Source organism: Nocardioides rotundus (genome assembly GCF_019931675.1).
In the GTDB taxonomy this organism is placed as follows: Bacteria; Actinomycetota; Actinomycetes; order Propionibacteriales; family Nocardioidaceae; genus Nocardioides; species Nocardioides rotundus.
In genome coordinates this window covers 684,070-695,114 of sequence record NZ_CP082922.1, presented here as the reverse complement: position 1 = coordinate 695,114, position 11,045 = coordinate 684,070, and the positions used below count along the sequence as shown (strand labels likewise).

Sequence of the window (11,045 nt, the reverse complement as noted above, 5' to 3'; positions counted from 1 at the left end):
ACTCAGACATGAACGACCGGATCGACGACGGCATCGGCACCTACGACGTGGTGCTGCTTGTGGAGCACGAGCTGAGCGCCGCCGACGCGGCCCAGGTGCACTCCCTGCACGAGGACATCGCCGACCAGGTCGTCTACCACGTGATCCTCCCGCTGGAGGACGCCGCGGCCCGGATCGAGTCCTCGATGGGGACGCTGGCCGGCGGCGAGGTGCTCGCCGCCCCGATGGCGGTCACCGACGAGGAGATCGCCGCCGCCCGCCGCGAGTGCCTGGACCGCGCCAACGAGGAGCTCAAGGACACCATCGCGCACCTGGAGTCGACCGGCGCCGTGGTCCGCGGCAACCTGACCAGCGACTCCCCCGTGGACACGCTCGCGGCCAAGGTCACCGAGGTGGACGCACGCGAGGCGATCGTGCTGACCAGCCCACACGTGGTCTCGGAGTTCTTCCACGTCGACTGGACCAGCCGGGCCCGCCGCAAGCTCGGCGTCCCCGTCCTCCATCTGCTCGAGCACGAGAGCTTCGACGAGCAGGCGGGCGGCGGCGAGGGGGTTTCCGGCGTCTGAGCCGGAAGAGCGAGGAACGAGCGGTTTCCGGCGAAGCGCCCATCGGATCGGCGTCTGAGCCGGAAGAGCGAGGAACGAGCGGGTTCCGGCGAAGCGCCCATCCGGTCCGCGTCTGAGCCGGAAGAGCCGAGACTTTCGGCTCCTACACGAAAGGGTGCGCGCCGCCCTACTATCCGAGCGGTCGGCCGAACACGATGACGTGAGCCCGTGGGGATGGGCCCCTCTGGGGACGGGCCTCTCGGTCGACGGTGGGGGGGACCACATGTCGCTCGGCACTGCTGCTCGAGGACTCCGTCGACGCACCCGTACGGCGGCCGTGCTGGCCGCGATGCTGGCGGCCGCGCTGGTCACCGTACCCGCCTCGGCGCACGAAGGGTCGGACACGTCGAAGGCGGAGGCACACGCCAAGGCTGACCTGGCCGGCGTACCGATGAGCACGATCGAACGGGACACCGCCGCGAACAAGCGCCGGCTCGCTCCCCTCCGGAGGACGCAGGACGTCCGCGATCGCGCCTCGATGGGCGCGGCGGTGGCGGCCGACCCGGGGCAGTCCGGCGCCTGGAGCCCGGTGCTGCCCACCGAGGTCGTCCCCGTCTTCCAGGCGGTGCTGCCCGACGGCAAGGTGCTGGTGTGGGACTCCGTCGGCGACAGCGCGACCGAGAACTACCCCAACCACACCTTCACCCGCGCCATGGTGTGGAACCCGGCGAACAACAGCTTCCGGCGGGTCGACGTCAACGGCTACAACATCTTCTGCGCGGGGTACGCCCAGCTGCCCAACGGGGACATCCTCGTGGTCGGCGGCAACAAGAACGCCGCGCTCGACGGGATCCGGCAGACGCACATCTTCGACTGGGAGACCGAGACCTGGTCCCGCGGACCGGACATGGCCGCCGAGCGGTGGTATCCCTCCGTCCTCGCGCTCGCCAACGGGGAGGCGGTCATCGTCGGCGGGGGCAGCGGACGCGCCGAGGTCTACCAGACGAACGGCACCTACCGCTCGCTCACCGGCTTCACCTCCTTCGCCGAGCGGATCTACGCCTTCCTGGTCGGGCGGAGCGACAGCAGGGTCGAGATGGTGGGGCCCCGGCAGACGATGAACACCATCAACACCGAGGGCGCCGGGACGCTGGAGGCCACCCGCACCCGGGACGGCATCTGGCGCGACTACGGCAGCTTCGCGATGTACGCCCCCGACCGGACGCTGGTCGCCGGCGGCGGCAGCGTGACCGAGGACGGGCAGACCCAGGTGCCCACCCGGAGCGCGGTGGTGGTCAACACGGCGGGCAGCGGGACCAGTGTCTCCTCGACCAGCCCGATGGCCTTCCCACGGCGCCAGTTCGACCTGACCGTCCTCGCCGACGGATCGGTCCTGGCGACCGGCGGTCAGCGCAAGTCCGTCGACGGTCTCGTCGACCTGCAGAACCCGGTCTTCGCCGCCGAGCGGTGGGATCCGGCCACGGGGGCGTGGACCACGCTGGCGAGCGCGGCCCGCATCCGGGAGTACCACTCCAGCGCGTCGCTGCTCCCCGACGGGAGGGTGCTCAAGGGCGGGGGCGGGATCTGCGGGAGCTGCGTGAAGAACGGCTACCTGGAGAAGAACTTCGAGTACTTCACCCCGCCGTACCTCTTCAAGAAGGACGGCAGCGGCGAGCTCGCTCCCCGCCCGACCATGTCGGGAGTGCCCGGCTCGGTGAAGGTCGGCGACCCGTTCACCGCGACCTCGCCGGAAGCCGGCTCGATCCGGAAGCTGGGCCTGGTGCGACTCGGCGCCCCGACACACGGGGTGGACCAGGGCCAGCGCTACGTCCCGCTGTCCTTCACCACCTCGGGCACGACGCTGAACGTGACCACCCCGGCATCGGCGGCGACCACGCCCCCGGGCTACTACATGCTCTTCGCGACGAACGACCAGGGCGTCCCGTCCGTGGCGAGCATGGTGCGGTTCGACGCTCCGCCCGCCCCGGTGAACCTGGCCTTGAACAAGCCGGCGACCGCGTCGAGCGTGGAGGCCGGGACCCAGTTCACCCCCGGCAACGCGGTGGACGGGAGTACGACGACCCGGTGGTCCTCCGAGCGCAGCGAGGACCAGTGGTGGCAGGTGGACCTCGGGTCCGCGACGACGATCGACACGGTGGTCGCGTCCTGGGAGGCGGCCTACGCCCGGACCTACGAGGTGCAGACCTCGACCGACGGGGTCACCTTCACGACCGCCGCGACCGTGACCGCGAGCGCGCCGGGCACGCAGCGCACCACGTTCGCTCCCCGCACGGCCAGGTATGTCCGGATCAAGGGCGTTACCCGGGCCACGGCCTACGGATACTCCCTGTGGGAGGTGCAGGTGTTCGGCACGGACGCCGCCCCGGTCGACTCGCCGCCGGTGGCCAACGCGGGCGCCGACCGGACGGTCACACCGGGGACCACGGTGACGCTGGACGGCACGGCCAGCCGCGACCCCGACGGCTCGCCACTGTCCTATCGCTGGACCCAGACCGGCGGTCCCGCCGTGACCCTGGCCAACCCGACCACGGCGAAGCCGAGCTTCACGGCTCCCTCCACCGCGGGGGCGCTCACGTTCGCGCTCGTCGTCAACGACGGCAAGACCGACAGTCCAGCCGACTCGGTGACCGTGACCGTGAACGCGACACCGGTCAACCTGGCGCTGAACAAGCCCGCGACTGCCTCCAGCGTCGCCTGGTTCTCCTCCAACACCGCGCCGAAGGCCAACGACGGGAGCATGAGCACCCGCTGGGCCTCCAGCGGGTCCGGCACCCAGTGGTGGCGGGTGGACCTGGGCTCGACCAGGGCCGTCGACACCGTGGTGACGTCCTGGGCGTCGGCCTACGCCCGCCAGTTCTCCATCCAGACCTCCACGGACGGAACGAACTGGACCACCGCCGCGACCGTGTCCGCCTCGGCTCCGGGCACCCAGCGCACGACCTTCGCGGCCCGGCAGGCCCGCTACGTGCGGGTCCTGGGCACCTCGGCCGCGACCTGGTCGGGCTACTCGCTGTGGGAGGTCCAGGTCTTCGGAACCGGCTGATCAGGCGCCGTCGATCCGGTTGCCGTTCTCGTCCCAGTGGGACGCGACCTTCTTCGAGGGCTGCACCCGCGGGGGCTCGCCGGGCATCTTGGGGTGGTCGGGCGGATAGTTGAGCTCGACCGGGTTCTGCTCCCACAGATCCAGCAGCGGCGTGAGGTCGTGGGCGGTCGAGTCCAGCATCGCCCAGGGGTCGCCCTGCTTCAGCAGCCGGTCGGGGACGGTGAAGAGGTTGAGCGTGGACGGGTCCTTCAGCTCGGCCAGCTCCTCCCACGGCAGCGGGGTGGAGACCGGGGCGCCCGGCAGCGGCCGCAGGGAGTACGCCGAGGCGATGGTGCGGTCGCGGGTGTTCTGGTTGTAGTCGACGAACACCCGCTCGCCGCGCTCCTCCTTCCACCAGGCCGTGGTGACGCCCGGGTCGCGCTTCTCCAGCTCGCGACCGAAGGCGATCGCCGCGTGCCGCACGTCGGTGAAGTCCCAGCGGGTCTCGATCCGCACGTAGATGTGCACGCCCCGGTTGCCCGACGTCTTGCAGAAGCCGGTGAGCCCGAGGTCCATCAACAGCTGGCGCGCGACGCCGGCCACCCGGACCACGTCGGCGAAGGTCGTGCCGGGCTGGGGGTCCAGGTCGATCCGCAGCTCGTCGGGGTGGTCCACGTCGGCGCGGGTCACCGGCCACGGGTGGAAGGTGATGGTGCCCATCTGCGCGCACCACGCGGGGACGGCGATCTCCGTCGGGCAGATCTCCGAGGCCTTCCGGCCCGACGGGAAGGTGATCTCGACGGTCTCGACATAGTCGGGAGCGCCCTTCATCACCCGCTTCTGGTAGAACGCGTCGGCGTCCTTGTCCTGCGGCCCCTGGGCCAGCCGCATGCCCGGGTGCACGCCGTCGGGCCAGCGCTCCAGCGCGGTCGGCCGGTCGCGCAGCGCCATCATCAGCGCGGCGCCGACGGAGACCACGTACTTGACCACCTCCAGCTTGGTGACCTCTCCGGTCTTCTCGGTCGCGGGGTAGATCACCCGGTCCGGCGAGGTCACCCGGACCTCGTGCAGCCCGGCGTCCACCATCACCTCGGGTGCTTTCGCCATGGCGATTACGCTAGCGCCTATGGGCTACGACGTGGAGAAGAGCGACGAGGAATGGCGTGAGCAGCTGAGCCCGGAGGAGTACGCCGTCCTGCGGCAGGCCGGCACCGAGCGCGCCTTCACCGGTGAGTACACCGACACCGAGACCGAGGGCGTCTACTCCTGCAAGGCGTGCGGGGCCGAGCTGTTCCGCTCCGAGACGAAGTTCCACTCCGGCTGCGGCTGGCCGAGCTTCTACCAGTCGATGCCGGACACCGTGATCGAGCGGGAGGACCGCTCCCACGGCATGGTCCGCACCGAGGTGCTGTGCAAGCGCTGCGGCTCCCACCTGGGGCACGTATTCCCTGACGGCTACGGCACGCCGACCGGCGACCGCTACTGCATCAACTCGGTCAGCATGACCCTCCAGCCGACCGCAGAGTGAGGGCCGGCGGGTGAGGGCTCACCCGCAGTAGCGCTCCAGCGCGGCCCAGGCGTCCTCGGGCTCGAAGCCGGTGCTGCGGATCCGCTCCAGCGACATCGCGCTGTTGTGCGGCCGCGGCGCCATGTCCTTGCCGGCGGAGTACTCCGCGGTGCTGGTCGGGCTGACGTCGTCGGCCGGGCGGCCGGACAGCTCGAAGACCCTGCGGGCCACGTCGAACCACGACACCACCGGGCCGGCGTTGGTGACGTTGTACAGGCCGTACGGCGCCCCCGAGGCGACCAGGTGGGTGATCGCACGGGCCAGCTCGTCGGCGAACGTGAGCCGGCCCCGCTGGTCGTCCACGACGGTCGGCGAGACGCCACGCTCGGCGAGGGAGGCCATGGTGCGCACGAAGTTGCGGCCGTCGCCGACCACCCAGGAGGTCCGGATCAGGTAGTGCCGTGGGGCGGTCGAGACCGCCAGGTCCCCCGCTGCCTTGGTCTGCGCATAGACGCCCAGCGGGGCCATCAGCGCGTCCTCCTGGTGCTCCCCGTCGAGGTCGCCGTCGAAGACGTAGTCGGTGGAGACGTGGACCAGGGTGAAGCCCAGCGACCGGGACAGCCGGGCGAGCGTCGCGGGCGCGGCGGCGTTGACCTCCCACGCCTGACGCCGGCCGGCGAGGCTCTCGGCGCCGTCGACGTCGGTGAAGGCGGCGGCGTTGATCACGGTGCCGTACTGCTGCCACGGCCAGGCCTCCAGCGCGGCCGTGTCACTGATGTCCAGCACCTCGCGTCCCACCGCCTCGGCCTCGGGCAGCGCCGCTGCCAGGGCCCGGCCGAGCTGACCGTCGCCGCCGAGGATCAGCGTCCGCTTCGGCGGCATCGGCACCACGTCGCCCAGCGCCGGGTTGGCGCGGTCCTTCTCCGACAGGATCGACTCCGCCAGCGGGATCGGCCACGGGATCGCCACCGTGGGGTCGGCCAGGTCGAGCGCGGGGTAGCCCTGGTTGGGCCGCCAGTGCTCGGTGACCAGGTAGGTGTAGGTGACGTTGTCGGTGAGGCACTGGTATCCGTTGGACACCCCGCGCGGCACGTAGACCGCCGTCTCGGGGCCCATCTCGAAGTGCACGGTGGCGCCGAAGGACGGGCCCTCGCGCAGATCCACCCAGGCCCCGTAGATCCGACCGTCGGAGATCGCCACGAACTTGTCCCACGGCTCGGTGTGCATGCCCCGCACCACGCCGCGCTTGTGGTTGTAGGAGACGTTGTTCTGCACGGGTGCGAAGTCCGGGACCCCGGCCGCCAGCATCTTCTCCCGCTGCCAGTTCTCCTTGAACCACCCGCGGTCGTCCGCATGCACCGGCATGCGCACCACGAGCAACCCCGGGATCTCGGTCTGCTCGACCGTGATCGCACCGGCCATGTCGGCCACCCCCTGTGACTCCTCAGACGTCTTCAGCATTCGGTCCTGCCCCCACGCGGATCCTACGCGCGGCGGCGGTGCCCTCGTTGAACGACAGGAGAACTTCGTAGGATCAGGCGGCATGAAGGGGATCATCCTCGCCGGTGGCACCGGCACCCGGCTCCACCCGCTGACCCTCGCGACCAGCAAGCAGCTGATGCCGGTCTATGACAAGCCGATGATCTACTACCCACTCTCCACCCTGCTGCTCGCGGGGATCCGGGACATCCTGGTGATCACCACCCCGCACGAGGCGCCGCAGTTCCAGCGGCTGCTGGGCGACGGCAGCCAGTTCGGCATCGCCATCTCCTGGGCGGAGCAGCCCAGTCCCGACGGGCTCGCGCAGGCCTTCCAGATCGGCGCGGACCACATCGCCGACCAGTCCGTGGCGCTGGTGCTCGGCGACAACATCTTCCACGGCCAGGGCCTGGGGCTGAAGCTGCGGCAGAACACCGACGTGGAGGGCGCCCTGGTCTTCGGCTACCAGGTCAGCGATCCCCGCGCGTACGGCGTCGTCGAGTTCGCCAAGGACGGCACCGTCCTCTCCCTGGAGGAGAAGCCCGAGCGGCCCAAGAGCGACTTCGCCGTCCCGGGCCTGTACTTCTACGACAACACCGTCGTGGAGCGGACCGACCGGCTGCGGCCCTCGGCGCGCGGCGAGCTGGAGATCACCGACCTCAACCGCTCCTACCTCGAGGACGGCCAGCTGCGCGTGGAGCTGCTCAAACGCGGCACCGCGTGGCTGGACACCGGCACCCACGACAGCCTCAACGATGCAGCGAACTTCGTGCGCACGCTGGAGGCCCGGCAGGGCGTGAAGATCGGCTCGCCGGAGGAGATCGCCTGGCGGATGGGCTTCCTGTCCGACGACGGCCTGCGCGAGCAGGCCGAGGCGCTGCGCAAGAGCGGGTACGGCGAGTACCTGCTGCGGCTGCTCGACCGCCCGATGCCGGAGTAGTCCTCCCGGGTCGGGTCAGGGCAGCCGCTCGACCAGCTCGGCCACCTCGACCCGCGGCCCGGTGAAGAACGGGATCTCCTCCCGCACGTGCAGCCGCGCCTCAGAGCCGCGCAGGTGCCGCATCAGGTCGACGATGCGGTAGAGCTCGTCGGCCTCGAAGGCGAGGATCCACTCGTAGTCGCCCAGCGCGAAGGACGCGACCGTGTTGGCGCGCACGTCGGGGTAGTCCCGGCCCATCTGGCCGTGCTCGACCAGCATCCGGCGCCGGTCGGCGTCGTCCATGACGTACCACTCGTAGGAGCGCACGAACGGGTAGACGCACAGCCAGTCCCGCGGCTGCGAGCCGGTCATGAACTCCGGCACGTGGCCCTTGTTGAACTCCGCCGGCCGGTGCATCGCCAGCTGGGACCAGAACGGCTCGAACCGCCGGCCGAACAGGGTACGGCGGAACGCGTTGTAGGCCTGCTGGAGCAGCCGGGAGTCCTCGGCGTGCCACCAGATCATCAGGTCGGCGTCGGCGCGCACGCCGGAGACGTCGTACAGACCGCGCACCGTGACGCCCTCGGCCTCGAGCGCCTCGAGGAACCCGGCCAGGTCGGAGGCCTCGGCCTCCCGATCGGCCTCGTCGCCGAGGAGGTCGCGCAGCCGGAAGACCGACCACATGGTGTAGCGGATGCTGTCGTTGATCTCGCGGAGTTCGGAGGCCTTGCTCATGCCTCCATTGTCGCGCGCCGTGCCGAGCCGATGACGGCGGGGACCCCCACTCCGTCGTAGGCGGCCCCGCACACCGACAGGCCGGGTACGGCGGCGACGGCCGCCCGCACCCGCGCGACCCGGTCGAGGTGGCCGGGGGCGTACTGCGGGAGCCCACCGCCCCACCGCTGCACGTGCGTGTCCACCGGCTCCGCGGTGAGCCCGATCGCCTCGGCGAGGTCCTCCCGGGAGCGGCGCACCAGCTCCTCGTCGGGCACCTGGAGGGCCGTCTGCTCCCCCGCCCGGCCCAGCGAGGTGCGCAGGAAGGTCAGGCCGCCCGCGGCCCGGCCGGCGTCGGCGACCCAGCCCCACTTGGTGGCCCAGAACGTGGACGCCTTGATCGCCCGGCCCTCGACGGGCGGCACGAGGAACCCGCTGGACTCGCGCACCACCGCGGGCACGTCGGCGCTGCGGAAGGCGAAGGTCACCACCGCCACCGAGGCGCTCTCGATGCCGGCCAGCTCGCGGGCCGCCCCCGGCGCCAGGTCCGCCAGCAGCCGCGCGGTCGCGGCCGCCGGCGTGGCCAGCACGACCCGGTCGGCCTCGAACAGCTCCGGCCCGGTCGTCGGCCCGACCGTCAGCCGGAAGCCGCCCCCCTCGCTGGTCGAGCCGCCCCCCTCGCTGGTCGAGCCTGTCGAGACCACCCCCCCCTCGCTGGTCGAGCCTGTCGAGACCACCCCACCCTCGCTGGTCGAGCCTGTCGAGACCACCCGCCGCACGGTGACCCCCGTCCGCACCTCGAAGCGCCCGCTGGCGGCCAGGGCATCGGGCAGCAGGCCCATGCCGCCGGGGATCCCGGCGAAGACCGGCCGGTCGTAGGTCACCGGCATCGCCGCCGCCTGCTCCAGCAGCGAGCCGCGCTCGGCGTAGGCGACCAGCTGGGGCAGGGCGGCGCGCGCGGAGATCCGCCGCGCGTGGCCGGCGTACACCCCGCCCAGGAGCGGCTCGACCAGCCGCTCGACGACCTCGTCGCCGAGCCGCTCGGCCACCAGGTCGCCGACGCTCGGGTCGCCCTCGAGGGAGTACGGCGGGAGCGAGGGCTCCCGGCGCACCCGCTCCAGGCCCTCGGCGGAGAGCACGCCGGAGGCGGCGAGCTCGGCGAGGTCCAGCGGGACGCCCATCATCGACCGCGGCAGCGGGCGCAGCGCGCCGCGGGTCCAGATCCGCGAGGAGGCCAGGGCGGGGTGGACGACCTCGAGCCCGAGGTCGCGGGCCAGCTCCACGCCCTCGGGGCGCCGGTTGAGCATCGCCTCGGCCCCGGTGTCGACCAGGACGCCGGCGACCTCGTCGCGCCGCAGCTTCCCGCCGACCCGGTCGGCCTGCTCGAGCACCACGACGTCGTGGGTGTCGGCGAGCAGGTGGGCGGCCGTCAGCCCGGCGATGCCGCCGCCCACGACGACGGCTCGGGGACGTGGCTGCACGCCTCCACTGTCGCACCCGCCGGCGGGACACCTCGAGTCAGGCTTCCCATCGCCCCGCCGGCGGGAGTCTCAGGCGGCCTCGGGCAGCGGCTCCGGCTGCCGGGTGACCGTCTCCAGGGGGATGCCCCGGGTCTCGGGCAGCAGCCGGGCGCACAGCAGCGAGACCGCGGCCACGGCGACGTTGTAGGCCGCCACCCACCACAGGGTCCCGTCGCCCAGGGTGACCAGCCAGGCCGCGATGAGCGGGGTGAGGCCGGACGCCACGATCCCGGAGACCTGGTAGAGCGTGCTGAGCGCGGTGTAGCGGTAGCGGGTGTCGAACAGCTCGGACCAGAAGGCCGCGAGCGGCCCGTAGACGATCCCGTCGACCAGCCCCAGCCCCACGACCAGCGCGAGCACGATCCCCCACATCGACCCGCTCTGCACGAGCAGCGCGGTCGGGAAGGCGAACAGCAGGCCGATCCAGGCGCCGAGCCGGAAGACCGGCTTGCGCCCGACCCGGTCGGAGAGCGCACCGGCGAGCGGCACCATCACGACGCCGAGCGCGGCGCCGATGAGGATGCCGTTGAGCGCCCAGCTGCGCGGCAGCCCGAGGTTGGTGACGACATAGGCCAGCAGGTAGACCGAGAACAGGTTGAAGGTGAAGCCCTCGATCCACCGGGTCCCCATGCCCAGCAGCAGCGGCCGCGGCTGCTCGCGCAGCAGGTCGCGCAGCGGGATCCGCGAGACCGCGCCTCGCTTCTGGACCTCCTGGAAGGCGGGGGTCTCCATCACCGACAGCCGCACCCACGCGCCCACGGCCAGGAGCACCGTGCTGGCGACGAAGCAGGCCCGCCAGCCCCAGCTGTAGAACTGCTCGTCGGGCAGCATCCCGACCAGGGAGAAGGCCAGCGAGGCGAGCAGCAGCCCGGCGGGGACGCCGATGTGGGCGAAGCTGCCGAAGAACCCGCGACGGCGGGCGGGGGCGTACTCGACGGCCAGGAGCACGGCGCCGCCGTACTCCCCGCCGACGCCGATCCCCTGCAGAACCCGCAGCAGCACCAGCAGGATCGGCGCGGCGACCCCGATCGAGTCGTAGGTCGGCAGCAGGCCGATCAGCGTGGTGCCGACGCCCATGATGACCAGGGTGAGCAGCAGCATCGTCTTGCGGCCGACCCGGTCGCCGAAGTGCCCGAAGATCAGCCCGCCGAAGGGTCGAGCGACGAAGCCGACGGCGAAGGTGGCGAACGCGGCGATCTGTGCGGCGGGCCCGTCGAGCGCGTTGAAGTAGAGCCGGTCGAAGACCACCGCGGCGGCGGTGCCGTAGAGGAAGAAGTCGTACCACTCGATGGTGGCGCCCACCGCCGAGGCCATCGCG

At 71.8% G+C, this 11,045-nt stretch carries 9 protein-coding genes; 4 read left to right on the top strand and 5 right to left on the bottom strand.

The genetic code is table 11. The features are described from left to right. Positions 1-8: 8 nt before the first annotated feature. Positions 9-566 (top strand): hypothetical protein, encoded by a 558-nt coding sequence (locus K8W59_RS03325; RefSeq protein WP_223397338.1) that lies wholly within the window; start codon positions 9-11, stop codon positions 564-566. Between the two features lie 262 nt (positions 567-828). After that, positions 829-3,609 carry a galactose-binding domain-containing protein gene (locus K8W59_RS03320; RefSeq protein WP_223397337.1) on the top strand — a complete coding sequence of 927 codons (2,781 nt, stop codon included), beginning with the start codon at positions 829-831 and terminating at the stop codon, positions 3,607-3,609. Here K8W59_RS03320 and K8W59_RS03315 read toward each other — a convergent pair whose 3' ends face one another. Then, positions 3,610-4,695 carry a DNA polymerase domain-containing protein gene (locus tag K8W59_RS03315; protein ID WP_223397336.1) on the bottom strand — a complete coding sequence of 362 codons (1,086 nt, stop codon included), beginning with the start codon at positions 4,693-4,695 and terminating at the stop codon, positions 3,610-3,612. It lies immediately after the preceding gene. Between the two features lie 19 nt (positions 4,696-4,714). On the opposite strand from K8W59_RS03315, the gene msrB reads away from it, so the two are divergent. After that, the gene (gene msrB, locus K8W59_RS03310; protein WP_223397335.1) at positions 4,715-5,116 is read left to right on the top strand and encodes a peptide-methionine (R)-S-oxide reductase MsrB; all 402 of its coding nucleotides are present in this window, start codon (positions 4,715-4,717) and stop codon (positions 5,114-5,116) included. A gap of 18 nt (positions 5,117-5,134) precedes the next feature. Here msrB and K8W59_RS03305 read toward each other — a convergent pair whose 3' ends face one another. Further along, positions 5,135-6,556: a sugar nucleotide-binding protein gene (locus K8W59_RS03305; protein ID WP_397195945.1), complete on the bottom strand. Its 1,422-nt coding sequence runs from the start codon at positions 6,554-6,556 to the stop codon at positions 5,135-5,137. 82 nt (positions 6,557-6,638) lie between these two features. Here K8W59_RS03305 and rfbA point away from each other — a divergent pair, with 82 nt between their 5' ends. After that, positions 6,639-7,514 (top strand): glucose-1-phosphate thymidylyltransferase RfbA, encoded by an 876-nt coding sequence (gene rfbA / locus K8W59_RS03300; RefSeq protein ID WP_223397334.1) that lies wholly within the window; start codon positions 6,639-6,641, stop codon positions 7,512-7,514. A 15-nt stretch (positions 7,515-7,529) separates the two neighbouring features. Here the strand turns inward: rfbA and hemQ are convergent, their stop codons facing one another. The 3 genes from hemQ to K8W59_RS03285 form a co-directional block, all read right to left on the bottom strand. Continuing rightward, a complete protein-coding gene (gene hemQ / locus K8W59_RS03295) occupies positions 7,530-8,228 on the bottom strand; it encodes a hydrogen peroxide-dependent heme synthase (protein WP_223397333.1) in 699 nt (232 codons plus the stop codon). Next, positions 8,225-9,688, bottom strand: coding sequence for a protoporphyrinogen oxidase (hemG, locus tag K8W59_RS03290; RefSeq protein ID WP_223397332.1), 1,464 nt, complete (start codon positions 9,686-9,688; stop codon positions 8,225-8,227). The genes hemQ and hemG overlap by 4 nt, the downstream gene beginning before the upstream one ends. A 69-nt stretch (positions 9,689-9,757) precedes the next feature. After that, positions 9,758-11,041, bottom strand: coding sequence for an MFS transporter (locus K8W59_RS03285; RefSeq protein ID WP_449866989.1), 1,284 nt, complete (start codon positions 11,039-11,041; stop codon positions 9,758-9,760). Between the last annotated feature and the right edge of the window lie 4 nt (positions 11,042-11,045).

What these genes read in the sequence shown, in the direction of transcription:
- K8W59_RS03305 (WP_397195945.1), bottom strand. Translation starts at nt 6,556, where the DNA reads ATGCTGAAGACGTCTGAGGAGTCACAGGGGGTGGCCGACATGGCCGGT.
- K8W59_RS03325 (WP_223397338.1), top strand. Translation starts at nt 9, where the DNA reads ATGAACGACCGGATCGACGACGGCATCGGCACCTACGACGTGGTGCTG.
- hemQ (WP_223397333.1), bottom strand. Translation starts at nt 8,228, where the DNA reads ATGAGCAAGGCCTCCGAACTCCGCGAGATCAACGACAGCATCCGCTAC.
- K8W59_RS03285 (WP_449866989.1), bottom strand. Translation starts at nt 11,041, where the DNA reads ATGGCCTCGGCGGTGGGCGCCACCATCGAGTGGTACGACTTCTTCCTC.
- K8W59_RS03315 (WP_223397336.1), bottom strand. Translation starts at nt 4,695, where the DNA reads ATGGCGAAAGCACCCGAGGTGATGGTGGACGCCGGGCTGCACGAGGTC.
- rfbA (WP_223397334.1), top strand. Translation starts at nt 6,639, where the DNA reads ATGAAGGGGATCATCCTCGCCGGTGGCACCGGCACCCGGCTCCACCCG.
- msrB (WP_223397335.1), top strand. Translation starts at nt 4,715, where the DNA reads ATGGGCTACGACGTGGAGAAGAGCGACGAGGAATGGCGTGAGCAGCTG.
- K8W59_RS03320 (WP_223397337.1), top strand. Translation starts at nt 829, where the DNA reads ATGTCGCTCGGCACTGCTGCTCGAGGACTCCGTCGACGCACCCGTACG.